At 69.1% G+C, this 21,181-nt stretch carries 23 protein-coding genes and 1 pseudogene; 14 read left to right on the top strand and 10 right to left on the bottom strand.

The features are described 5' to 3' along the window. Positions 1 to 102 precede the first annotated feature (102 nt). Positions 103 to 798: a phosphatase PAP2 family protein gene (locus BME24068_RS05050; RefSeq protein WP_096506645.1), complete on the bottom strand. Its 696-nt coding sequence runs from the start codon at positions 796 to 798 to the stop codon at positions 103 to 105. 428 nt (positions 799 to 1,226) lie between these two features. Beyond that, a complete protein-coding gene (locus BME24068_RS05055) occupies positions 1,227 to 2,468 on the bottom strand; it encodes an MFS transporter (RefSeq protein WP_174925340.1) in 1,242 nt (413 codons plus the stop codon). 100 nt (positions 2,469 to 2,568) lie between these two features. On the opposite strand from BME24068_RS05055, the gene BME24068_RS05060 reads away from it, so the two are divergent. Next, positions 2,569 to 3,552: a LysR family transcriptional regulator gene (locus BME24068_RS05060; RefSeq protein WP_174925341.1), complete on the top strand. Its 984-nt coding sequence runs from the start codon at positions 2,569 to 2,571 to the stop codon at positions 3,550 to 3,552. Between the two features lie 25 nt (positions 3,553 to 3,577). Here BME24068_RS05060 and BME24068_RS05065 read toward each other — a convergent pair whose 3' ends face one another. The 4 genes from BME24068_RS05065 to BME24068_RS05080 form a co-directional block, all read right to left on the bottom strand. Continuing rightward, the gene (locus tag BME24068_RS05065) at positions 3,578 to 4,216 is read right to left on the bottom strand and encodes a 2-hydroxychromene-2-carboxylate isomerase (RefSeq protein ID WP_174925342.1); all 639 of its coding nucleotides are present in this window, start codon (positions 4,214 to 4,216) and stop codon (positions 3,578 to 3,580) included. 207 nt (positions 4,217 to 4,423) lie between these two features. Further along, positions 4,424 to 4,900, bottom strand: a complete 477-nt coding sequence (locus BME24068_RS05070; RefSeq protein WP_096506510.1) for an SRPBCC family protein — start codon at positions 4,898 to 4,900, stop codon at positions 4,424 to 4,426. Positions 4,901 to 5,019: 119 nt separating this feature from the next. Further along, positions 5,020 to 5,505: an SRPBCC family protein gene (locus tag BME24068_RS05075; RefSeq protein WP_174925343.1), complete on the bottom strand. Its 486-nt coding sequence runs from the start codon at positions 5,503 to 5,505 to the stop codon at positions 5,020 to 5,022. After that, the gene (locus tag BME24068_RS05080) at positions 5,468 to 5,845 is read right to left on the bottom strand and encodes an ArsR/SmtB family transcription factor (RefSeq protein ID WP_096506512.1); all 378 of its coding nucleotides are present in this window, start codon (positions 5,843 to 5,845) and stop codon (positions 5,468 to 5,470) included. Before BME24068_RS05080 ends, BME24068_RS05075 begins: the two co-directional genes overlap by 38 nt. Positions 5,846 to 6,041: 196 nt before the next feature. Between BME24068_RS05080 and BME24068_RS05085 the strand changes: the two genes are divergently transcribed. Beyond that, the gene (locus BME24068_RS05085; RefSeq protein ID WP_174925344.1) at positions 6,042 to 6,572 is read left to right on the top strand and encodes a GNAT family N-acetyltransferase; all 531 of its coding nucleotides are present in this window, start codon (positions 6,042 to 6,044) and stop codon (positions 6,570 to 6,572) included. Positions 6,573 to 6,626: 54 nt separating this feature from the next. Here BME24068_RS05085 and BME24068_RS05090 read toward each other — a convergent pair whose 3' ends face one another. Continuing rightward, entirely contained in the window at positions 6,627 to 7,544 is a 918-nt protein-coding gene (locus tag BME24068_RS05090; RefSeq protein ID WP_174925345.1) for a DMT family transporter, read from the bottom strand. Between the two features lie 293 nt (positions 7,545 to 7,837). Here BME24068_RS05090 and BME24068_RS05095 point away from each other — a divergent pair, with 293 nt between their 5' ends. Next, entirely contained in the window at positions 7,838 to 8,416 is a 579-nt protein-coding gene (locus tag BME24068_RS05095) for a hypothetical protein (protein ID WP_096506646.1), read from the top strand. 43 nt (positions 8,417 to 8,459) lie between these two features. Here BME24068_RS05095 and BME24068_RS05100 read toward each other — a convergent pair whose 3' ends face one another. After that, complete coding sequence (locus tag BME24068_RS05100; protein WP_174925346.1) at positions 8,460 to 9,050, bottom strand: TetR/AcrR family transcriptional regulator; 591 nt, start codon at positions 9,048 to 9,050, stop codon at positions 8,460 to 8,462. Positions 9,051 to 9,393: 343 nt separating this feature from the next. Here BME24068_RS05100 and BME24068_RS05105 point away from each other — a divergent pair, with 343 nt between their 5' ends. Further along, entirely contained in the window at positions 9,394 to 10,098 is a 705-nt protein-coding gene (locus BME24068_RS05105; protein ID WP_174925347.1) for an SDR family oxidoreductase, read from the top strand. A gap of 55 nt (positions 10,099 to 10,153) precedes the next feature. Here the strand turns inward: BME24068_RS05105 and fabV are convergent, their stop codons facing one another. Further along, positions 10,154 to 11,356, bottom strand: a complete 1,203-nt coding sequence (fabV, locus tag BME24068_RS05110) for an enoyl-ACP reductase FabV (RefSeq protein WP_174925348.1) — start codon at positions 11,354 to 11,356, stop codon at positions 10,154 to 10,156. A 205-nt stretch (positions 11,357 to 11,561) separates the two neighbouring features. Between fabV and BME24068_RS05115 the strand changes: the two genes are divergently transcribed. From BME24068_RS05115 to BME24068_RS05140, 6 genes are all read left to right on the top strand, one after another. Then, positions 11,562 to 12,095 (top strand): GbsR/MarR family transcriptional regulator, encoded by a 534-nt coding sequence (locus BME24068_RS05115; protein WP_096506518.1) that lies wholly within the window; start codon positions 11,562 to 11,564, stop codon positions 12,093 to 12,095. Between the two features lie 141 nt (positions 12,096 to 12,236). After that, the gene (locus BME24068_RS05120) at positions 12,237 to 13,484 is read left to right on the top strand and encodes an SDR family oxidoreductase (protein ID WP_174925349.1); all 1,248 of its coding nucleotides are present in this window, start codon (positions 12,237 to 12,239) and stop codon (positions 13,482 to 13,484) included. A 2-nt stretch (positions 13,485 to 13,486) separates the two neighbouring features. Then, on the top strand, positions 13,487 to 13,957 hold the full coding sequence (locus BME24068_RS05125) for a DUF2269 family protein (RefSeq protein WP_174925350.1): 471 nt from the start codon (positions 13,487 to 13,489) through the stop codon (positions 13,955 to 13,957). Between the two features lie 93 nt (positions 13,958 to 14,050). Continuing rightward, the gene (locus tag BME24068_RS05130) at positions 14,051 to 14,920 is read left to right on the top strand and encodes a thiol-disulfide oxidoreductase DCC family protein (RefSeq protein WP_174925351.1); all 870 of its coding nucleotides are present in this window, start codon (positions 14,051 to 14,053) and stop codon (positions 14,918 to 14,920) included. Next, positions 14,917 to 16,416: a TIGR01777 family oxidoreductase gene (locus BME24068_RS05135; RefSeq protein WP_174925352.1), complete on the top strand. Its 1,500-nt coding sequence runs from the start codon at positions 14,917 to 14,919 to the stop codon at positions 16,414 to 16,416. Before BME24068_RS05130 ends, BME24068_RS05135 begins: the two co-directional genes overlap by 4 nt. Before the next feature lie 71 nt (positions 16,417 to 16,487). Further along, positions 16,488 to 17,111 carry a glutathione S-transferase family protein gene (locus tag BME24068_RS05140; RefSeq protein ID WP_096506523.1) on the top strand — a complete coding sequence of 208 codons (624 nt, stop codon included), beginning with the start codon at positions 16,488 to 16,490 and terminating at the stop codon, positions 17,109 to 17,111. An 83-nt stretch (positions 17,112 to 17,194) separates the two neighbouring features. Here BME24068_RS05140 and BME24068_RS05145 read toward each other — a convergent pair whose 3' ends face one another. Next, positions 17,195 to 18,613 (bottom strand): serine hydrolase domain-containing protein, encoded by a 1,419-nt coding sequence (locus BME24068_RS05145; RefSeq protein ID WP_174925353.1) that lies wholly within the window; start codon positions 18,611 to 18,613, stop codon positions 17,195 to 17,197. A 248-nt stretch (positions 18,614 to 18,861) separates the two neighbouring features. Here BME24068_RS05145 and BME24068_RS05150 point away from each other — a divergent pair, with 248 nt between their 5' ends. The 4 genes and pseudogenes from BME24068_RS05150 to BME24068_RS05165 form a co-directional block, all read left to right on the top strand. Beyond that, positions 18,862 to 19,281, top strand: coding sequence for an HIT family protein (locus BME24068_RS05150; RefSeq protein ID WP_174925354.1), 420 nt, complete (start codon positions 18,862 to 18,864; stop codon positions 19,279 to 19,281). A 231-nt stretch (positions 19,282 to 19,512) separates the two neighbouring features. Further along, positions 19,513 to 19,677, top strand: a complete 165-nt coding sequence (locus BME24068_RS05155; protein WP_172441920.1) for a hypothetical protein — start codon at positions 19,513 to 19,515, stop codon at positions 19,675 to 19,677. Positions 19,678 to 19,862: 185 nt separating this feature from the next. Further along, on the top strand, positions 19,863 to 20,528 hold the full coding sequence (locus BME24068_RS05160; protein WP_174925355.1) for a methyltransferase family protein: 666 nt from the start codon (positions 19,863 to 19,865) through the stop codon (positions 20,526 to 20,528). 377 nt (positions 20,529 to 20,905) lie between these two features. Continuing rightward, positions 20,906 to 21,181 (top strand): annotated as a pseudogene (locus BME24068_RS05165) (hypothetical protein); the annotation flags it as partial.

The following is a 21,181-nucleotide window of genomic DNA, read 5'->3' on the forward strand; positions in this document are numbered from 1 at the left end:
GGGCGCGGCGGCACGCGCACCGCGCGACGTCGCCGCGCTGGGCCGGCAGCGGGTACGGGTGCGTCGTGACCACAGGAGCGGAAGCATGGCGGCGCCTTCCCGTTACATCGTCGTGTGCTTGACCGACTGCGCGAGCGTCAGCAGTTCGTCGAACTGCGTGATCAGCTCGAAGCACAGCAGGAACGCGAGCGTGTAGGCCGGCGCGGGGAAGCGCCGGATCGCCTCCAGCACCTGCGGCGCGAAGCGCGAGCGAATGGCGTCGCGCGTCAGCAGCCATGCGATCGCGATGCCGATCGCGGCACCGGCGATCAGGTCGGTCGGATAGTGATAGCCGAGATACGCGCGCGGCACGCAGATGAACACGGCCGCATACAGCAGCGCGAGCACGCCGACGCGACGCGTGATGATGAAGATCCCGGCCGCGATCGCCATCCACAGCATCGCGTGATCGCTCGGAAACGAGCTCCATGTCTGCAGCGTCGCGGTACGCAGCCCCGCGGTCGGAAAGTGCAGGTGCAGATCGGGGTTGTAGATCGGCCGCACGCGGAACGGCAGCACCTTGGCGAGCAGGCGGCCGAATGCGAGCGCGGCGAGCCCGCTCGCGACCGTCGCGACGACCAGCTCGCGTTGCCGCTCGCGGTGCGGCCCCGGCTGGAACCACAGCCAGCACAGCACGGGAATGAGCACGAAGCCCTTGAACGTGTAGAGACCGGCGATCACGCGGATCGCGTGATTCATCAGAGGGCTGAGCGTGATGCGGGTCAGGAAGATCTGGATCGTGGTGTCGAAATTATTCATGTTCTGCGACGCCGGCGGACGCGCGGCGCATGACGCGCGGCCGGCCGGATCAGGAAGCGCGCTCGCACCGGAGCGCAATGGGGGGCAAGTATGTCATCGGTAATTTCGAAGAAAATGGGAAAAAATACCGGGAATCCCCTGATAAAACGCGCTTTTCCAGTGGGGCCGGATGGGAGAGGGCCATGTGACGTGGCGATGTCGAATCCTCTGATGGTTGCGCGCAGCGCTCGCGGGATCGGCGAAAAATAATCGGTTGAACTAGGTAATCCGCCGCGCGATCGCAAACCTTGCACCGGATGCTCGAATGCGGCCTGCGCGCCGCACGGATATGCCGCGCCGCGCCGGGCCGTACAGCGTCGAACGAAAACAAAAAGAAAAGGCGGGCAAGCCCTGTGGGCCTGCCCGCCTTTGGGTCGCCACGCCGGGAATTACCGGCGCCACATGCGCACGGCGAGCGCCGCGAGCGACGTCGTGACGGCCAGCACGATCACCGCATTCCAGCCCAGTTGCGCGAGCAACGAACTGCCGAGCGCGGCGCCGGCCGCCATCCCGATGAACATGCCGACGAACAGCACCGCGTTGAGGCGGCTGCGCGACGCGGGATCGATCCGGTAGACGATCGCCTGGTGCGCGATCAACGTGGCCTGCACGCCGAGATCGAAGCCGATCGTCGCGACGGCGAGCAGCGCGAGTTGCGCATGCGGCGTCATCAGCGGCGCGGCGGCCATCGCGGCGAACGACACCGTCGCGATCGCGATGCCGATGCGCGTGACACGTTCGGGGCCGTGATGATCGGCGAGGCGTCCGGCGATCGGCGCCGCCAGCGCGCCGGCGGCGCCCGCGAGGCCGAATGCGCCGGCCGCGGCGCTGCCGAGGTGGAACGGCGCGCCGTGGAGCATCACGGCGAGCGTCGACCAGAACGCGCTGAACCCGATGGCGAGCATCCCTTGCGCGAGCGCGGCGCGGCGCAGCGCCGGATGACGGCGCCACAAATCCGCGAGCGATCCGATCAGCGCGCGGTACGACAGCTGCGTGGTCGGCTCGAAGCGCGGCAACCCGCGTGCGGCCACGACGCCGATCGCCGCGACGCTGGCGGCCGCGAGCGCGAACATCGCGCGCCAGCCGGCCGTCTCCGCCACGAATCCGGCGACGACGCGCGACAGCAGGATGCCGAGCAGCAGCCCCGTCATCACCGTGCCGACGATGCGGCCGCGATGTGTGTCGTGCGCGAGCGTCGCGGCGGCCGGCACGACGTCCTGCGCCATCGTCGCGGTCAGGCCGATCGCGAAGCTCGCGGCCAGCAGCAGCCCGAGCGACGGCGCAACGGCCGCAAGCAGCAGCGCGACGACCAGCGCGGCGGCCTTCGTCACGATCACGCGGCGCCGGTCGAAGCGGTCGCCGAGCGGCGCGAGCAGCAGGATGCCGAGCGCATAGCCGAGCTGCGTGAGCGTCGGCACGAAGCCGATCGCGCGCGCCGACGCGCCGAGATCGGCGCCGAGGGCGGCGAGCATCGGCTGCGCATAGTAGAGCGGCGCGACGCCGAGGCCGGCTGCCGCCGCGAGCAGCAGCACGAGCCGGCGATCGGGCATCGATGCGGCGGGTGCATGGGCCGCATGGGCCGGTGCATGGGCCGCGCGGGGCGCGGCGTCGAGACGGGTCGGGGTGGACATCGCGTACATCCTTGTTGGGCTAACGAATGGACGCGAGTGTGCCGACTGGCAGCCGGCCGCGGTAGTGCCGCCCGGCGCAGATTTGTTATACGCTTCACGCATGACCGAGAAAATTCCTGCCTCGCCCGCTGCTGGCGGGTCTGAGCGCATTCAGGCGGTGCCCGTCGACGGCGCGGGCTATCGTTTCGAGTTGATGGAAACCTTCGTACGCATAGTCGAGGCCGGCAGCCTGTCGGCCGCCGCCGCGCAACTGCACACGACCCAGCCGACCATCAGCCGGCGGCTCCAGGCGCTCGAACGCTCGCTCGGGGTCCGGCTGCTGCAGCGGACGACCCATACGATGCGGTTGACGGTCGATGGAGAGCGCTGTTTCACGCGCGCGAAGGAGCTGCTGACGAACTGGGCGGCGTTCGAAGCCGACCTGCGCGGCGCGCAGGAGGAGCCCGACGGCCTGCTGCGGGTCGCGGTGCCGCATGCGTTCGGACAGGAGCGCTTCGTCGCGCCGCTCGCGCGGTTTCTGCGCGACTACCCGCGCGTATCGGTGGAGTGGCTGTTGCAGGACGAGGTGCGGGATTTCGTCGGCAGCGGGATCGACTGTGCGATCCAGGTCGGCGAGCCGACCGACCCGTCTGTCGTCGCGATCCGGCTGACCAAGGTGCCGCGCTTCGTGGTGGCCGCGCCGTCCGTGCTGAACGGCGCCGAGGTGCCCGCCGATCCCGACGCGCTCGCCGCGTTGCCGTGGCTCGCGCTGCGCACGTACTACCGGACCGAGCTGACGCTGACGCATGCCGTCACGGGCGACACGCGGCGTATCGCGATTCGTCCGCGCATCACGACCGCGAATCTCTACGCGCTGCGCAGCGCGGCGCTGCTCGGGGTCGGCGCGTGTGTCGGTTCGTCGTGGATGCTGGCCGACCATCTCGCGCGCGGCGAACTCGTGCATCTCGCGCCCGACTGGCAGGCCGCGCCGTTGCCGGTCTACATGACCTACCCGCACGCGCAGTTCTATCCGTCGCGGCTCGTGCGCTTCGTCGCGATGATGCGCGAGGCCGTGCCTGCACTCGTCGAAGGGCGCGATGCGTGAGCGGCAGGTGCCGCCGCGCGCGCCGTCAGCCGCGCCGGATGCCTTCGGGCAAGGCGCTGATGCGGCGTACTTCGGGTGAATCGAGCCACGCGCGGGACGTCGCGCAGTCGACGAACATGTCGGTCGCGTCGTCGCCCCAGAACAGGTCGCCGTCGAGTTCGAAGGTCGGCACGCCGAACACGCCGTGCGCGATCGCCTGATCGGTGTTCGCGCGTAGTGCGTCCTTCACCGCCTGGGTTTCGACGGCCGTCACGCCTTCGGGAAAGCCGACCGCGTCGCACAGCGCGGCAAAGCCGTCCGGCGTCGAGACGTCGTTGCCGTCGCGCCAGATGTGCCGGAAGATCCGCCGGATCGCGTCGGGCGAGCCGCCCATCGCGATCGCGAGACGCAGCGGCCGGATCGGGTTGAACGGATGCGCGGGCGGCATCCGGAACGCGATGCCGAGCTTGTCCGCGCGGTATTGCGCGTGGCGATACGTGAAGGTGCGCTTCGCCGCGATCTCGGCCGGCGCTTTCTGGCCCCAGTGCGCGAGCAGCGCGCCGAGCACGATCGGCTTCGGCTCGTATGCGGCGGCAGGCGGCAGTTGATCGAACCGTTCCTGCTGCAGATAGGCGAACGGCGAAACGAAATCGAAATACCAGGTGGCGGTGCGCGCGGCGTTCATCGCATCGGTCTCCTCATGCGTGTCCGGATGGGGCGTGCGCGGGCGGGGCGCGCACGCGAATGCGGGCCAGTGTCGCACGTGGCGGCGTTTTGCGCTGCCGCAGGGGCCGGGACGGGACCGGCGGCACCCGTGATGACGCCGCGCCCGCTGCAGCCGCAGTCAGCATGCGGGCGTTACCGCGTGACGCGAGTGCGTACTAACCCCGCACTAACCCTTCTCGACCAGCGTCGCGAGCCTTGCGAGCGCCATCTGCCAGCCGGTTTCGTTGTCGGCGGCCGGCACGCCCGGCGGCACACCGTCGTGCACGGCGTCGACGCGCGTGCCGCCCGCTTCGTCGGACAGCGTGATCGTGATCGTCATGGCGCCGCGCAGCATCGGATCGTCGGTTTCGAACACGTCGATTTCGACGATCTGCTCGTCGGGCACGAGCGTCACGAAGCGGCCGTGATAGGTGTCGGTGTGCGCGGCGGTCTTGCCGGTGCCGCTCGACGAATCGTCGTAGCTCAGCGACACGCGCAGCGCGCCGCCTTCGCGCGCGTCGTACGCGTGCACGCGGCACGTCATGCCGTCCGGCACTTTCCATTGTTCGACCGCGTGCGGGTCGAGCAGCGCGCGATAGACGCGCCCGCGCGGGGCGTTCAGGTGCCGGCTGACCCGGGTCGAATGCGTGTGCGTGCGCAGCATGTGGCCTCCCGCGGAGCGCGCGCGACGGTGCACGCCGGATGCCGGCGTGTCGTCGTGCTTCCTTCAGGAATCCTAGGCGCGTGCGTGGCGGCATGCAATGGCCGCGCATGCGTACCCGATCAGCGCAAGGCGGCCGCGAATTCGTCGAGCTGCGTGATGCAGATGTTCCAGCCCTCGAAAAAGCCGAGCGCCTCGTGGCGCTCGCGCGTCGCCGCGTCCGGATGCATCACGCGTGCTTCGTAGCGGCAGCCGTCGTCGTCGTCGTCCATCGTGATGACGGCCGTGAAGCCCATCCACGGCACCTGCGGCCGCCAGCCGCCCGTGAGCATCGACGTGAACGCGATGCGCGCTTGCGGCACGATTTCGAGGAAGCAGCCGGGGTTGTCGCTCGTGCCGCCGTCGGGGCCGCGCATGAACGTGTGAAAGGCGCCGCCCGGGCGCAGGTCGAACGCACGGACTTCGGTGGTCCACGGTTTCGGGCACCACCATTCCTTCAGCAGTTCGGGGTCGGTCCACGCGCGCCAGAGCGCCTGGCGCGGCGCGCGCAGCGTGCGCGTGATGACGAGGTCATGGGTTGCGGCGGGGTCGACGTGGCTGGCTGACATGGGTTGAGTCCTCCTGGTGGCGGCGTTCGACGAATTCCACGAGACGATCGGCGCGTGCTTCCCACAGCGCGCGCTGGGCGGCAAGCCACTGCTCGGCTTCCGCCAGCCGGCTGCCGACCAGCTCGCAGGTGCGCGAGCGGCCGTCTTTCCGGGTCTGGACGAGGCCGCTGCGTTCGAGCACGGCGACGTGCTTCATGAACGACGGCAGCGCCATGTCGAACGGCGCGGCCAGTTCCGATACGGTCCGCCCGCCGCCCCCGAGTGCGCTGACGATCGCGCAGCGCGTCGGGTCGGCGAGGGCGTGGAATACGTCGTCGATGCCGGGTTGAAAGTTAGCCATGCGGCTAAGTATAGGCAATGCACAGGAAATTTTCATCGCGTAGGATGCTGGGGCGGTAACGCGCGCTGGCCCTGCCGGGCGCCGTGTTGCCGAACACCTGCCGCCGTTGCGCATGCATCGTCTGCACACCGGCATGCCATTCGATCCGGGCGCACGCCGACCGAACGCGTGCCCCGCCTGATATACCGGAGAGGGTATGACAGACCCCGTGACCGTTCGCCGTGTCGACGCGAACGAAGCGCATGCCAGCGTCGACGCGCTTGCCGACGTGCTGATCGATTGCGTCGAAGGCGGCGCGTCCGTCAGCTTCATGTTGCCGATCGCGCGCGCGACGGCCGTCGCGTTCTGGACGCGCGTCGCCGACGGGGTCGCGAGCGGCGAGCGCATCCTGCTCGTCGCCGAGGACGCCGCCGGCCGGATCGTCGGCACCGTCCAGGTCGTGACCGGGCAGCCGGAGAACCAGCCGCATCGCGCGGACATCGCAAAGATGCTCGTGTCCCGCCATGCGCGCCGGCAGGGCATCGCCGCGCGTCTGATGGCGGCTGCCGACGACGCCGCGCGCGAGGCCGGCAAGACCGTGCTCGTGCTCGACACGGTGACGGGCGGCGATGCCGAGCGCCTGTACGAGCGGGCCGGCTGGCAGCGCGTCGGTATCGTGCCGAACTACGCGCTGATGCCCGACGGCACATTGTGCGCGACCACGTATTTTCACAAGCAGCTCGTGTAACGTCGTCGGCCGCCGGAAGCGGGCGCATCGGCGACACTCGCGCCGCATGCCGCGTCACCCGTTCGCGATCGGCTTCGGCGGCGCGACGGCACGCGGTTCTCCCGACTGCCTTCGGCTCACGAGGCTCGCGATCATGCCGGCCGTGACGACCGCGATGCCGGCGAGCGCCGCGGCGTGCGGTCGTTCGCCGAGCAGCAGCGCCGCTTCGAGCGTGGCGAGCAGCGGCATCAGCGCGGCGAAGGTTGCGCCGATCGCCGGCCCCAGCGCGACGACGGCGCGGCTGAAGCAGTAGAGCGCCAGCACCGACATCAGCACGCCCTGGTAGATCGCCTGCGTGGCGATGGCCGCGACGGGCGCGTGCAGCACGGCGCCGCCGCGCACGGCGAGATAAAGCGGGCAGTAGAGCAGCGCGGAACCGACCGACACGATGGCCGTCGCATGCAGCGCACCGGCGGCCGCGTGTTTCGTCGTGACGTTATAGACGGCCCACAGCAGGCCGCCGAGCACGAACAGCGCGAGGGCGAGCGGCCCGATCGCGCCGCTCAGCGCGTCGGAGGTGGTCAGCGCCATCCCGGCCAGGATCGCGACGATGCCGGCGATCCGTGCGGCGGGCAGCGTCTCGCGCGCGATCCACCGGCCGAGGACGGCCGTGAACGCGATCATGCTGCCGGGCGTCAGCGCGAAGTAGCCGACCGGCGCGCGGCTCAGCGCCGCCGCGACCGTGAGGATGTACGGCGCGCCGGCGCCGGTCACCATCAGCACGATCGCCGCGGGGCGCAGCGAGCGGACGCCGCGACGCAGCACGACCGGCAGCAGCAGCGTGCCCGATACGGCGAAGCGGATGAACGCGATGCCGAACGCGTCGAGCGCGGCATGCGTGACGCCCAGCCGCGTGACGACCGGAAAACCGCCCCAGATGAGTGCCGCGAGCAATCCATAGCCGATTCCGGTGAGCCATTCGTTGTGCTTCATGTGCGGTCCTTGCGGGGCGGCGGGTCGATGTGCGGCAAGGATGCGGTGCTTCCGGTAATGCGTCCAATATATTATTCGGGTGAAATTAAGTCGGAAAACGTCTTAATGGTCAGGCGGAATGACAACCCGAGCGGGCCGCGATGCGACGCTCCGGCGACCTCTCCCGTCGCGCGTCACCGGCCGCGCCGCCGATGTGCAAGCCACGCGGCCGGAAAAGCCGGCCGGCGGCGGCGCGGCTCCGATATATTCGTGCTGCAACACTCCACCGGAACGCCAACGGAATGGCCGCCACGATGAAACGCTCCCACGTCGCTTTCGCCCTCACGGGGCTGCTGGTCGCGCTGCCGATCGCCGCTTACGCGCTCGTCAAGCCGCTGCGCGTCGTCGCGCCCGCGCTGCTGCCCGGCGTGTCGTGTCCGCGCGCGGACATCTGCATCGACGATGCCGCGAAGCTCGGCGACGCGCGGCAGCTCTATCGCGACGGCTATGCGCGCGCGGCGGCGGCCGTGGGCCGGTTTCGCGATGCGCCGCGCGTCGTGTTCTGCTCGACGCGCGCGTGTGCGGATGCTTTCGGCCTTGGCGAACGCGCGGCATTGACGCTCGGGGATTTCGGCGTGGTCGTGGCGCCGCGCGGCTGGCAGACCTACTTTCTCGCGCACGAGCTGATCCATCACCGGCAGGCCGAAGTGCTCGGCAACCTCGCAGTCGCGACCAAGCCGCGCTGGCTGATCGAAGGGATGGCGTATTCGCTCAGCGGGGATCCGCGTCATCCGCTGATGGAGCCGTTCGAGTCATGGCGCACGCAGTTCGAAACGTGGCATGCGGCGCTCGGCCAGCAGCCGCTGTGGGATGCGGCGAGGGCGATCCAATAGCGATGGCGATGCAGTAGGCACGCCCGCGAACGGCGCCGTGCCGTTATGCCGGCACGGCCGGATCGCCGGGGGCGGGCTGCCCGACGAGCGCGCGGCGCGCCGCATCGAGAATCTCGTCGGCCAGGGCGGGATCGGTGCCGGCCACCGCCCGTGACAGCACCAGCGCGCCGACCATCTGGCTGAAGACGGCGATCGTGTCGCCGCGCGCGTCGGCCGCGGCCGCGCCTTCCGCGGCCACCATGCGTTCCAGCCGGTCGAGATACGCGGCGACGCCGCGCGTGTAGCAGGCGCGCGCCGCATCGGTCAGCCGCGGCGCATCGCCCGCGAAGCCCGACAGCGGGCAGCCGGCTTCGACGTCGTCCCGATGCGCGCCCGACAGGTACGCCGTCACCTGTTCCGGGACGCTGCCGGCGTTCGGCGAATCGGCGCGATCCTGCATCGCCTTGTCCATCACGGCGACGACCAGCGCGTCCTTCGACTTGAAATGGTTGTAGAAGCCGCCCTGCGTGAAGCCGGCTTCCTTCATCAATTCCGTCAGCCCGACCGCGTCGACGCCGCGCACCCGGAACAGCCGCTCGGCGGCCGCGACGATCGCGTTGCGGTTGTCGGCGGCCTGTTGTCTCGAGACGCCCATCGATCCCTCCCTCATTCCATCAATTACAACGATTGAAAATCACAATGGCGATCACCATTGACGTACCGGAATCGCGCTGGCACTATGCGTCGCAAAGACGATGGTGATCGACATTGAGATCAAGTGTAGCCGACTTCGCGGACGAAGCGAAGCAACCGGCCCGGCACGGATGGATGTCGGTCGGAGTCTTGGGTGCGGCGAGGCGCGGGCGGCGGGATGGCGGCCCGGCTTCCGGCACCGGCGGGGCAACGGTTCGGTGCGCGAAGGCAGCGTGGTTTTTCACCGGATTCCGGGCGCGCGGCGAACCGGCGCGGACGGGATCGAATCTCGGAAAGGAACGATCATGAAGATCGAAGGTGCAGTCGTTTTCATCACGGGCGCGAACCGCGGGCTTGGCCTCGAGTTCGCGAAGCAGGCGCTCGAACGGGGCGCGCGCAAGGTCTATGCGGGCGCACGCGATCCGGCCAGCGTGACGCTGCCGGGCGTGGTGCCCGTGAAGCTCGACGTGGCCGACCCGGCGGCGGTCGCCGCGGCCGCCGACGCGGCGCGCGACGTCACGCTGCTGATCAACAACGCGGGCATCGCGCGGCTCGGCAGCCTGACCGACGACGGCGCGGTCGACGCATTGCGCGCCCACCTGGAGACCAACGTGTTCGGGATGCTGGCGATGTCGCGCGCGTTCGCGGGAACGCTCGCCGGCCACGGCGGCGGCGCGATCCTGAACGTGCTGTCCGTCGCGAGCTGGGTGAACCGGCCGATCCTGTCGGGCTACGGCGTGTCGAAATCGGCCGCGTGGGCGCTGACCAACGGGCTGCGGCATTCGCTGCGCGAGCAGCGCACGCAGGTGGTCGGGCTGCACGCCGGCTTCATCGATACGGACCTGACGCGCGGCCTCGACGTACCCAAGGCGACGCCGGCCGACGTCGTGCGCCAGGCGTACGACGCGATCGAATCCGGTGCGGAGGAGGTGTCCACCGACGAGTTCACGCGGCAGGTGAAGGCCACGTTGTCGGACGGTGTGTATCTGGACGAGGCGGCGCCGGCCTGACGCCGCTCGTGGAAGACGGCCCGCCGCCCGCGCTCGCGCGCGGCGGGCCCGGTCGTCAGACCGTCGTGTCGATGATGCCCGGGATCTTCACGTCCGGGTTCACGTCCGCGTCGTAGTCGACGCCGGCGATCTCGAAGCCGAACAGACGCAGGAATTCCGTCTTGTAGCCGGTGAAGTCGGTCATCTCGTACAGGTTCTCGTTCGTCACCTTGTCCCACATCGCGACGACCTTGCCCTGCACTTGCGGATCGAGTTCCTTGTAGTCCGCGCGCAGGCGCCCTTCGTCGTCGACGTGCGGCGTCGCGCCGTACAGGCTGTCCTTCAGGAGACCGTACACCTGCTCGATGCAGCCTTCGTGCGTGCCGGTTTCCTTCATCACCTTGAACAGCAGCGACAGGTAGAGCGGCATCATCGGGATCGCCGAGCTCGCCTGCGTGACGACGGCCTTCAGCACCGACACGCGGGCATCGCCGCCGTGCGCGGCCAGCTTGTCGCGGATCGACAGCACCTTCTTGTCGAGATCCTTCTTCGCTTCGCCGATCGAGCCGTTCCAGTAGATGTCGTGCGTGATCTGCTCGCCGAGATACGTGAACGCGGTCGTCTTCGCGCCGTCGGCCAGCACGCCGGCTTCGGCCAGCGCGTCGATCCACATCTGCCAGTCCTCGCCGCCCATCACGGCGACGGTGCCGTCGATCTCTTCCTGCGTGGCCGGCTCGAGCGACACTTCGCGGATCACTTCCTTGTCGGTGTCGAGGCCTCGGAACGTGACCGGTTTGCCGACCGGCTTGAGCGTCGAGCTGATCGTTTCGCCCGTCTTCGGATGCGTGCGGCGCGGCGCCGCGAGGCTGTAGACGACCAGGTCGACCTTGCCGAGATCCTGCTTGATGGTGTCGATCGTGATCTGCTTGACCTTGTCGGAGAATGCGTCGCCGTTGATGCTGCGCGCATAGACCCCCTTTTCGGCGGCGAATTTCTCGAATGCGGCGCTGTTGTACCAGCCGGCCGTGCCCGGTTTCGTTTCGCTGCCGGCGCGCTCGAAGAACACGCCCAGCGTGTCCGCGCCCGAGCCGAATGCGGCCGAGATCCGGGCGGCGAGGCCGTAGCCGGTCGACGCGCCGATCACGAGCACCTTCTTCGGGCCGTTGGCGATCGGGCCGTGCGAAGTCACGTAGTCGATCTGTTCCTTGACGTTGGCTTCGCAGCCGACGGGATGAGTCGTCACGCAGATGAAGCCACGCACGCGCGGTTTGATGATCATGGGGAACCTCTAGTCAGAAAGGCGGGGACGGCCTGAAATCGGAAAAATCCCGCGCATTGTAATGGAAGCGGGCGGGCAGGGCGGCAAAGGCGGGCGGTAACGGCGGCGGCTGCCGCGCGGGCCGGACCGTCCGGGCGGCGCATCGCGTCTTCGCCGATTAATTTCTCTCTTGACAGAAATAACTGAAAAAACTAAATTCACCGACATGGAACTCACACCGATTGCCGAACGATTCATTCTCCACTGGGGCGAAATGGGCTCGCGGTGGGGCGTCAACCGCACCGTCTCGCAGATCCACGCGCTGCTGTATCTGGCCGGGCGGCCCGTCGCGGCCGACGAGATCGCCGAGACGCTCAACGTCGCGCGCTCCAATGTCAGCACGAGCCTGAAGGAGCTGCAGTCGTGGCGGCTCGCGAAGGTCGTGCACGTGCTGGGCGATCGCCGCGACCATTTCGAGACGTCAACCGACATCTGGGAACTGTTCAAGCTGATCGTCGAAGGGCGGCGCCAGCGCGAGATCGAACCGACGCTCACGGTGCTTCGCGATTGCCTGACGAGCCCCGAGATCGCCGACGAAAGCCGCGAGACCGAGCAGCGCATTCGCGACACGCTGCAGTTCGTCGAGACGCTCACGACCTGGTCGGACGAAATGCTGCGGTTGAAGCCGGACACGCTGATGAAGGCGCTCGGCATCGGCGCGAAGATCAGCCAGACGGTCCGGCGCAAGTCGCCGAAGTAAGCGGCACCGGACGTGCGGGCAGACAGCCCGCTTTTTTTGGATTTTGTATTTCTGTCTATACAGAAATAACTGTAAATAGAGGACGACGATGACCATGGCCTTGCTGACGAACCGCCGCCATGCCGCACGACGGAGTGCGACATGAACATCCTCGTCTGCGGCGCGAACGGTTTCATCGGGCGGGCGCTGAGCGCGCGGCTCGAAGCCGGCGGCCATCGCGTGCTGCGCGGCGTGCGCCGTGCGGCCGGCCCGCGCGACGTCGAAATCGACTTCGCGAAGGACGTCGACGCCGATGCGTGGCTGGCCCGGCTGGAGGGCGTCGACGTGGTGGTCAACGCGGTCGGCATCCTCGCCGACCGGCGCGGCGCGACGCTGGACACCGTGCATCGTGCGGCGCCGTGCGCGCTCTTCACCGCATGCTGCCGCACCGGCGTGCGGCGCGTGATCCAGATTTCCGCGCTGGGCGTCGAACGCGGCGATACGCCGTATTTCGCGAGCAAGCACGCGGCCGACCGCTTCCTGCAGACGCTGCCGCTCGATTCCCGGATCGTGCGTCCGGCGCTCGTCTATGGCGTGTCCGGCACGTCGGCGCGGTTCTTCCGGATGCTCGCGAGCCTGCCCGTGCACGTGCTGCCGGCGGGCGGCCATCAACGGCTGCGCCCGGTGCATGTCGACGATCTCGCCGAACTCGTTGCGCGGCTCGTCGATGCGACGGCGGCCGGCGAGCGCGTCATCGACGCCGTCGGCGCCGACGAAGTCGAGTACCGCGACATGCTGGGCGGCTATCGTGCGGCGCTCGGTTTTCGGCCGGCGGCGCGTATCGCGCTGCCGGGCCCGCTGGTCGGGGCGGCGGCCGCGCTGTCCGGCGCGATCCCGGGCGCGATGCTGACCCGCGACACGTGGACGATGCTGCGCGGCGGCAACACGGGCGACCCCGCCGCCATCACGGCCGTGCTGGGCCGGCCGCCGCGCGGGCTGCGACATTTCATCGGCGCGGACGCGGACGCGCTGCGCCACGACGCGCTCGCGATGTGGCGGCGGCCGTTGCTGCGCGGTGCGCTCGCGATCGTGTGGATCTGGACGGCCATCGTCAGCGCATTTGTCCATCCGCGGAGCGACAGCCTGGCGATGCTCGCGCACGCCCACCTGACCGGGCTGCCCGCGTTGATCGCGCTCTACGCGGCCTGCGCGCTGGACTTCGCGTTCGGCGTGACGACCGTCGTTGCGCCGTCCCGTCGCCTGTGGGTCGCGCAAGGCGCGCTGATCGTCGCGTATTCGGCCGTCATCGCGGTCACGATGCCGGCCCTGCTCGCCGAGCCGTTCGGCCCCGTGCTCAAGAACGTGCCGATTCTCGCGATCCTGCTGATCCTGTTTGCCGAAGAGCAATAAAAATGAATATCTATCTGATCGTCAAGACGCTGCATATCCTGTCCTCGGTGCTGATGGTGGGCACCGGCTTCGGCACCGCGTTCTACCTGTTCTTCGCGAACCGCACGCGCTCGGTGCCGGCGATCGCGGCCGTGTCGCGTCTCGTGGTGCGCGCGGACTGGTGGTTCACGACGCCGGCCGTGCTGTTCCAGCCCGCGTCCGGGCTGTGGCTCGCGCATACGGCCGGCTGGCAGTGGGATACGCCGTGGCTCGTCGCGTCGATCGTGCTGTATGCGATCGCGGGGGTGTGCTGGCTGCCGGTCGTGTGGCTGCAGATCGAACTGGCCTCGATGGCGAAGCTCGCGCACGCGAATGGCGACGCCGCCCTGCCGGAGCGCTACTGGCGCTATGCGAAGCGCTGGGAGCTGCTCGGCTATCCGGCGTTCTTCGCGATGCTGACCGTCTACTTCCTGATGGTGCTCAAGCCGATGTAAGCGCGTCGCTGCCGCGCAGGCGCAGCAGCGGGACGCAGTTCCACGCAGTCGATCGATTCCGGATGCTGGCGATAAAAAGAAGGAGTGCAAAGCATGAATTCGAGTGAGCTGGTTCTTTACTTCGACGGACGGTGTCCGTTATGCGCGGCGGAAATCAGGCGTCTCGGCGCGCGGGACACGCGACACCGGCTGGCCTTCGTCGATATCGCCGCGCCGGGCTTCGATCCCGCGCCGCTGGGCGTCGACCTCTCCGCCATGAATCGCGAGCTGCATGCGCGCCTGCCCGACGGACGCATGCTGACCGGCATCGACAGTATCGTGGCCGCCTATACGCTGGTCGGGCGTCACGGGCTCGTCTGGCTGCTGCGCGCGCCGGTCGTGCGCGACGCGTTCGCGCCGCTGTATCGCCGTGTCGCGCGCAACCGGTACGCGGTGTCGCGCTGGCTCGGCTATCGTGCCGAAGCGCGCTGCGATGCCCGGGCGTGCGGTAGCGGCGGGGTCGAGCAAAGCACGGCGGCGGATCGACCTGCACGCGACAACGTGCGTCGCATCGTCGTGAACTGGATGTATGCGGCGGCGATCGTGCATCTGCTGGTCGGCGCGGCGCTTCCGTGGGTCGCCGGGGCGTCGTGGCTCGACGCATATCACCGGCGCATCGAGTTGCATTTCTGGGCCGCAACGGCGCCCGGCGCGGCGCGCGCGCAGCAGATCTGGTGGCTGTCGCTGTTCGGCGCGACGCTGCAATGCGCATCGGTCTGGATGCTGGCGCTCGTGCACCTCGGCAACCGGCTGCGCAGACGCGAAGTGTGGGGATGGCTGCTGGCCGGCCTGTTGATCTGGGCGCCGCAGGACCTGCTGTTGTCGTTGCACGCGCAGGTCGGGCGCCACGTGGCGGCCGATGTCGCGGCGCTCGTCGCGATGGTGCCGCCGCTCGCCTGGTTGTGGCGGAGGGATACCGCATGAACACGCTGCCGGCTTTTCACTGGGCGCTCGATCTGCTGATCGTGCAGGGCGCGATGGGCGCATTCGATACGCTTTACCACCACGAACTCACGCAGGACCTGCCGCACCGCCCGCGCGCGCGGCTCGAACTGACGATTCATGCGGTGCGTTCCGTGCTCTACGGTGTCGTGTTCGCGTCGATCGCGAACGTCGCCTTTCACGGCGCGTGGGTGGCGGCCATCGCGGCGGTCGTGCTCGTCGAAGTGGCGCTGACGTTGTGGGATTTCGTCGTCGAGGACCAAAGCCGCAAGCTGCCGGCGACCGAGCGCGTGCTGCACACGCTGCTGGCCGTCAACGGCGGGGCGCTGTTCGGGATGCTCGCGATGCAGCTGGCTGCGTGGGCGCACGAGCCGACCGCGTTGCGCGCGATCGATGCCGGCTGGCGCGGCTGGCTGCTCGGCCTGTTCGCCGTCGGCGTGACGCTGTCGGGCATCCGCGACGGCATCGCGGCCTGCCGGGTCGCGCGGCGCGCGCCGGCCGCCAATCCGTTCGCCGGGCAGCCGGCCGGCAACGTGCTCGTGACCGGCGGGACCGGCTTCATCGGCGAAATCCTCGTGAACCAGTTGCTCGATGCGGGGCATACGGTCACGTTGCTGGCGCGCGATCCGCTGCGCGCGGCCTATCAGTTTCACGGCCGGGTGCGCAGCGTGACGTCCGCCGCGCAGTTGCAGCCGCACGAGCGTTTCGACACGGTCGTCAATCTCGCGGGCGCGCCGGTGCTGGGCGCGCGCTGGAGCGCGCGTCGCCGGGCGCGGCTGCTCGCCAGCCGCGTCGGCGTCACGCAGGCGCTGATGCGCTGGGTCGAGACCGCCGAGGTCAAGCCGCGCACGTGGATCCAGGCGTCGGCGATCGGCTACTACGGCGTGCGGCCGGCCGACGAGCGCCTCGACGAGGACAGCCGTGCCGGCAGCGGCTTCATGTCGGCGTTGTGCCGGCAGTGGGAGCAGTCGGCGCAGCCGCTCGAGCGCCACGGGGTGCGGACGGTGGTGCTGCGGCTGGGCATCGTGTTCGGCCCCGGCGGCGCGTTGCGTCCGATGCTGCTGCCGCACTACGTCGGCATGGGCGGCCGGTTTGGCGACGGCGCGCAGGTGATGAGCTGGATTCACCGGGACGACGTGCTGCGGATCATTGCGCGTGCGATGTCGAACGGCGGCATGCGCGGCGTCTACAACGCGGTCGCGCCGGTGGCCGTGACCCAGCGCGAGTTCGTGCAGGTCGTCGCGAAGGTGTTGCGGCGTCCCGCCTGGCTGCACGTGCCGGCCGCACCGCTGCGCCTGGCGATGGGCGAGATGGCCGAGCTGCTGCTGGACGGGCAGCGCGTGATGTCGGCACGGCTGCACCAGGACGGATTCATGTTCCGGTTCCCGACGGCCGAGCACGCGCTGCACGACCTGACCGGCCGGCCGCACACCGATTTTGCGCGCGCGGCCTGCCGTTTGCCCCGAGGTCGTGTATAAATTCGACGGATACCCGTTCGGGCCGGTCGAGTGCCCCGAACGCCTTGCACCCGACCTCACAAGGAGACTGCATGCTGCACGTCCTCGGCAAGATCCCGTCCATCAACGTCCGCAAGGTGCTGTGGCTGTGCACCGAGCTGAACCTGCCGTTCGAACAGGAAGACTGGGGCTCGGGCTTTCGCACGACCAACGACCCGACCTATCTCGCGCTGAATCCGAACGCGCTCGTGCCCGTGATCAAGGACGACGATTTCGTGCTTTGGGAATCGAACACGATCATCCGCTACCTCGCGAACCGCTATGGCGGCGATGCACTGTATCCGGCCGAGCCGCAGGCACGCGCGCGGGTCGATCAGTGGATCGACTGGCAGGCGGCCGACCTGAACCGTTCATGGGTCGGCGCATTCCTCGGCCTCGTGCGCAAGTCGCCCGATCATCAGGATCCGGCAGTGATCGCGCAGTCGATCGCGGGCTGGACGAAGCTCATGACGGTGCTGAACGCGCAGCTCGAAGCGACCGGCGCATACGTGGCCGGCGACCACTTCACGCTCGCCGACATTCCGATCGGCCTGTCGGTGAACCGCTGGTTCGGCACGCCGTTCGAGCACCCGGATTTCCCGGCGGCGAAGCGTTACATCGACCGTCTCGCGACGCGCGAAGGCTTCAAGCAGTACGCGGGCAGCGCGAATCCGTAATGCATCGCCAGTAGCGGGCGGTGTGCGGCGTCGGCCGCCGCCGCCGTGTCACCGCCCGCATCACGGAAGCCGCGCGCCGGCCGTCACGCGCCCGGCGCGGGCACCGCGTCGAGCACGCGTTCGAGAAACCTTTCGTGATTCCACGCGGATTCCGGCCGAGACAGCCCGAGCCGCACGACCACCAGCTGGCGGCTCGGCACCACGCTCACGAACTGGCCTTCATGGCCGACCGCATGAAATGCGTCGGCGGGCAGGGTTCGCGCATCCGGGCCGGTATCGTTGAACGGCTCCGGCACCTTCACCCACAGATGCGCGCCGAATTCCTCGCGCGGCGACAGCGGCGTCGCGCGCGTCAGGTAGCGCACCCAGCCTTCGGGGAGCAGCCGCTGCCCGTTCCACACGCCGTCCTGCAGCAGGAACTGCCCGAAGCGCGCCCAGTCGTGCGCGCTTGCATACATGAACGACGCGCTGCCGAGCGTGCCGGACGCATCGGGCTCGAACACCGCGCTGCGCATCCCGAGCGGCGCGAACAGCGCGCGGCGCGGAAACGCGAGGTAGTCGTCCTCGGTGCCGCCCATCGCGACGCGCATCACGCGCGCGACGATCGCGCTCGTGCCGCTCGAGTAGTACCACTGCGTGCCGGGCTTCGCGGCGAGCGGCCTGGACGACGCGAAGCGCGCGGTGTCGGGCTGCGTGAACAGCATCACGGCGACGTCGGACAGCGGGTCGTCGTAGTCCTCGTTGAATTGCAGGCCGCTCGTCATGCGCAGCAGTTCGTCGAGCGTGATCGCCGCGCGCGGATCGCCGCTGCCGCGCCATTCGGGCAGCAGCGCCGACGCATCCGGCGACAGCGTGTGTTGCGCGACGAGCATGCCGACGAGCGCGGCCGTCACGGTCTTCGTCATCGACCAGCCGGGCAGCGGCGTGTCGGCCGTGAAGCCGCGCGCATAGCGTTCGGCGATCACCTGGCCGCGCCACATCACGACGACGGCACGCGTGCGCCGCGGCCGCGCCGGATCGGGTTCGTCGAACGCACGATCGAGCGCGGCCTGCAGCTTGCGTGCATCGATGCCGGCGGGCGGCACGATCGGCGCGACGGATGCGATGGGCGCCGCTTGCGCGGGCGGCGGATCGGGGACGGGCGGCAGCGCGGCCGGCAGCACGCCGGGCGACGGCCCGAGCGCGAGCGTGCAGCCGAGCCCGGGCCGGAAGTCCGCTTCGCGTTGCGCGAAGCCGGCGAAGGTCGCGACGGCGCGATGATGCTCGGGATCGATCGACGGGCGCACCAGTTTCAGCAGCGGATGCACGCCGGCCATGATGTCGATGTCGATCACCGACGCGGCCGGACGGCCCGACACGAACACGCCAGAACACAGCGCCTTCGCCGCATAGCCGGTCGCGATCGGCGCGAGCCGGGACAGCATGTAGCCCGTGTAGCCGATCGCGGCGACGACCGCGAGTGCCGCGCCGCGCAGGATCAGCGATTTGATGGAAATCGTCATGCGCGAGCGTCCTCGGTGGCGTGCCGGCCGGCAGCGATGCGGCAGTGTCGCAGGTTCGGGCGACGCGGTGCAATCGCGGTTGCGTGACGAATGGATGGCGGCCGCGTGCGCTTTCCGGCTTTGCGCCCTGGCGATCGGCGGGCCGGTACGGCAAAGGACGAGTTGAACTCGAACCGGCCATCGGCCGATAATCGTCCGGCATTGCTCTCCTGCCAGTCAAACCCGTCAAACCGCTATCGGAAAACGCCATGTCCTACGACAACAACAACCCGTTCGCCAAAATCCTGCGCGGCGAACTGCCGTGCGTGAAAGTCGCCGAAGACGACGAAACCATCGCGATCATGGATCTCATGCCGCAGGCCGACGGTCACGTGCTCGTGATCCCGAAGGAGCCTGCCGCACAGATCTTCGAGTTGTCCGGCGATGCGGCCGCGGCCGGCATCCGCATGACGCAGCGCGTCGCGGCGGCCGTGCGCGCGGCGCTCGGGCCGGACGGCGTGTTCATCGGCCAGTTCAACGGCGCGGCGGCGGGCCAGACGGTGCCGCACGTGCATTTCCACGTGATCCCGCGCTGGGAAGGCGTCGAGCTGCGGATGCACGCGCGCGACATCGCCGACGCGGCGGCGCTCGAATCGGTCGCGCAGCGCATTCGCGCCCATTTCGTGTAACGCGGGCACGGCTCGCGGTACGGGTGGCGCGGCGCATCTGTATCAGCGGTGACGCGAGGTAACACGTGTAACCGCTCGCGAAACTCGTCCGCGCGGGCCCGGCGCTAGACTCGGCGCATTGTTTCATCGAGCGACAGGAAGGGCGCATCGCCTCTTCGTGCCGGTCGTCGCAGGTCGCGGCGGTCCGGCGTTCGCAAGGTGCCACGTGTCCTTTTCGCCGGGAATCGAGCCATGTACAAAGTCCTCATCACGTTTGCGCTGATCGGCGGCCTGTCCGGCTGCTACGTTGCCCCGCCTTATGGGTACGCGCCCGCGCCAGGCTACTACGGTTATGCGCCGGCGTATTACGCACCGCCCATCAGCGTCGGGATCGGCGGCAACTTCCGCATCCGCTGAGCAGGCGGTACGCGCATGCGGGCCCGGCCCGCGTGCTGCGCCGCACATCGATCGGCCGCGTCGTTCGGCGCCGCGCCGCCGCCGCCATCGCCAGGGCCGACGCGCGCGCCGTGTCACGGTGCGCCGGCGCATCGCTCGCCCGGGTTCCTATACTTCGCGGGAAGGCCCATCCCGGCGAGGCAGCCATGTCCGTCACGCGCAAGGTCTCAATCGTGTCGAGCGTTTCCACGCTCGTCTATCTCGGGCTCGCCGTGCTCGGCATCGGCGGGTTCGCCGCCTTCTTCTCCCATCCGCAACTGATCGCCGTCGCCGTCGCCGTCGTGACGCTCGCGCTGGCGTTCGCCGCGATGTTCACCGAAGGCAACCTGAGCGCCGGCGAGCGCGAGAACCGCGACAACCGTTGGGTGCTCGCGGCATTCGGGGCAAGCGGGTTCCTGCTGGCCTATTTGCCCGCGCTGACCGACCGGCTCGACGTCTGGACCTTCGGCGGCGATGCGGTGCGGTGGTTCGGCGTCGTGCTGTACGTCGCGGGCGGGGTGCTGCGCATCTGGCCCGTATTCGTGCTCGGCAAGCGCTTCAGCGGGCTGGTTGCCATCCAGCCGGGCCATACGCTGGTCACGGGCGGCATTTACCGCCACATCCGCAACCCGAGCTATCTCGGCCTGCTCGTCAATTCGATCGGCTGGGCGTGCGCGTTCCGCTCGGGTGTCGGCCTGCTGCTGGTCGCGCTGATGCTGGTGCCGCTGGTTGCGCGCATTCGCTCCGAGGAAGCGCTGCTGCGCGCACAGTTCGGCGCCGAATACGACGCGTACTTCGCGCGAACCTGGCGCCTGCTCCCGGGCGTGTACTGACCCTCATCGACGCCGGATGACCGGTTGCAGCCGGCATGGCTCGCCGCGCGTGCCCGATGTGTTGCCACGTGTGTCTCGACCGGGCGATTCCGGTGCCCGCGGCCATTCCGCCGAGGTGGGCGGGAATCGCCCGGACGCCCGTCCGGCGGGCGTTTGCGGCTTTTCCGCCGGCCTGCCCAAGCTTCCATTTTCGTAAACAACTTGTTACCAGAATGTCGACGGCAAGGAGACGGGAGCGGTGCTATTCTTCGCCGCAAGCTCATTGAAATGAATTGGTCCGGGATTCGGCACAATGCCTGGATCGACGTCGATCGGTTCAGATCGTCATCGCGAGCGGACCTTCGATAACCAGATTGCGAACAAGGAAGAATACGGGAATGTGGAAGAAAATCGCCCCCGCTCTCGTCGTCGCCGCCCTGGCTGGCGCGACCGCACTGCCGGCAATGGCCGGTGACTTGAACAACGCGCTTGGCGGCGCGCTCGGCGGGGTTGCCGGCGCAGCAGTCGGCGGCGCGGTTGGCGGCAGCACGGGCTCCGTCATCGGCGGTGCGATCGGCGGCGGCGCCGGCGGCGCCGTGACGTCGAACCGTCGCGAGCGCACCGGCGCGATCATCGGCGGCGCCCTCGGCGGCGGCGCGGGTACCGCGGCCGGC

Origin of the sequence: Burkholderia anthina, from assembly GCF_902498995.1 — a bacterium.
Lineage (GTDB): Bacteria > Pseudomonadota > Gammaproteobacteria > Burkholderiales > Burkholderiaceae > Burkholderia > Burkholderia anthina.

What these genes read in the sequence shown, in the direction of transcription:
- BME24068_RS05050 (WP_096506645.1), bottom strand. Translation starts at nt 798, where the DNA reads ATGAATAATTTCGACACCACGATCCAGATCTTCCTGACCCGCATCACG.
- BME24068_RS05055 (WP_174925340.1), bottom strand. Translation starts at nt 2,468, where the DNA reads ATGTCCACCCCGACCCGTCTCGACGCCGCGCCCCGCGCGGCCCATGCA.
- BME24068_RS05060 (WP_174925341.1), top strand. Translation starts at nt 2,569, where the DNA reads ATGACCGAGAAAATTCCTGCCTCGCCCGCTGCTGGCGGGTCTGAGCGC.
- BME24068_RS05065 (WP_174925342.1), bottom strand. Translation starts at nt 4,216, where the DNA reads ATGAACGCCGCGCGCACCGCCACCTGGTATTTCGATTTCGTTTCGCCG.
- BME24068_RS05070 (WP_096506510.1), bottom strand. Translation starts at nt 4,900, where the DNA reads ATGCTGCGCACGCACACGCATTCGACCCGGGTCAGCCGGCACCTGAAC.
- BME24068_RS05075 (WP_174925343.1), bottom strand. Translation starts at nt 5,505, where the DNA reads ATGTCAGCCAGCCACGTCGACCCCGCCGCAACCCATGACCTCGTCATC.
- BME24068_RS05080 (WP_096506512.1), bottom strand. Translation starts at nt 5,845, where the DNA reads ATGGCTAACTTTCAACCCGGCATCGACGACGTATTCCACGCCCTCGCC.
- BME24068_RS05085 (WP_174925344.1), top strand. Translation starts at nt 6,042, where the DNA reads ATGACAGACCCCGTGACCGTTCGCCGTGTCGACGCGAACGAAGCGCAT.
- BME24068_RS05090 (WP_174925345.1), bottom strand. Translation starts at nt 7,544, where the DNA reads ATGAAGCACAACGAATGGCTCACCGGAATCGGCTATGGATTGCTCGCG.
- BME24068_RS05095 (WP_096506646.1), top strand. Translation starts at nt 7,838, where the DNA reads ATGAAACGCTCCCACGTCGCTTTCGCCCTCACGGGGCTGCTGGTCGCG.
- BME24068_RS05100 (WP_174925346.1), bottom strand. Translation starts at nt 9,050, where the DNA reads ATGGGCGTCTCGAGACAACAGGCCGCCGACAACCGCAACGCGATCGTC.
- BME24068_RS05105 (WP_174925347.1), top strand. Translation starts at nt 9,394, where the DNA reads ATGAAGATCGAAGGTGCAGTCGTTTTCATCACGGGCGCGAACCGCGGG.
- fabV (WP_174925348.1), bottom strand. Translation starts at nt 11,356, where the DNA reads ATGATCATCAAACCGCGCGTGCGTGGCTTCATCTGCGTGACGACTCAT.
- BME24068_RS05115 (WP_096506518.1), top strand. Translation starts at nt 11,562, where the DNA reads ATGGAACTCACACCGATTGCCGAACGATTCATTCTCCACTGGGGCGAA.
- BME24068_RS05120 (WP_174925349.1), top strand. Translation starts at nt 12,237, where the DNA reads ATGAACATCCTCGTCTGCGGCGCGAACGGTTTCATCGGGCGGGCGCTG.
- BME24068_RS05125 (WP_174925350.1), top strand. Translation starts at nt 13,487, where the DNA reads ATGAATATCTATCTGATCGTCAAGACGCTGCATATCCTGTCCTCGGTG.
- BME24068_RS05130 (WP_174925351.1), top strand. Translation starts at nt 14,051, where the DNA reads ATGAATTCGAGTGAGCTGGTTCTTTACTTCGACGGACGGTGTCCGTTA.
- BME24068_RS05135 (WP_174925352.1), top strand. Translation starts at nt 14,917, where the DNA reads ATGAACACGCTGCCGGCTTTTCACTGGGCGCTCGATCTGCTGATCGTG.
- BME24068_RS05140 (WP_096506523.1), top strand. Translation starts at nt 16,488, where the DNA reads ATGCTGCACGTCCTCGGCAAGATCCCGTCCATCAACGTCCGCAAGGTG.
- BME24068_RS05145 (WP_174925353.1), bottom strand. Translation starts at nt 18,613, where the DNA reads ATGACGATTTCCATCAAATCGCTGATCCTGCGCGGCGCGGCACTCGCG.
- BME24068_RS05150 (WP_174925354.1), top strand. Translation starts at nt 18,862, where the DNA reads ATGTCCTACGACAACAACAACCCGTTCGCCAAAATCCTGCGCGGCGAA.
- BME24068_RS05155 (WP_172441920.1), top strand. Translation starts at nt 19,513, where the DNA reads ATGTACAAAGTCCTCATCACGTTTGCGCTGATCGGCGGCCTGTCCGGC.
- BME24068_RS05160 (WP_174925355.1), top strand. Translation starts at nt 19,863, where the DNA reads ATGTCCGTCACGCGCAAGGTCTCAATCGTGTCGAGCGTTTCCACGCTC.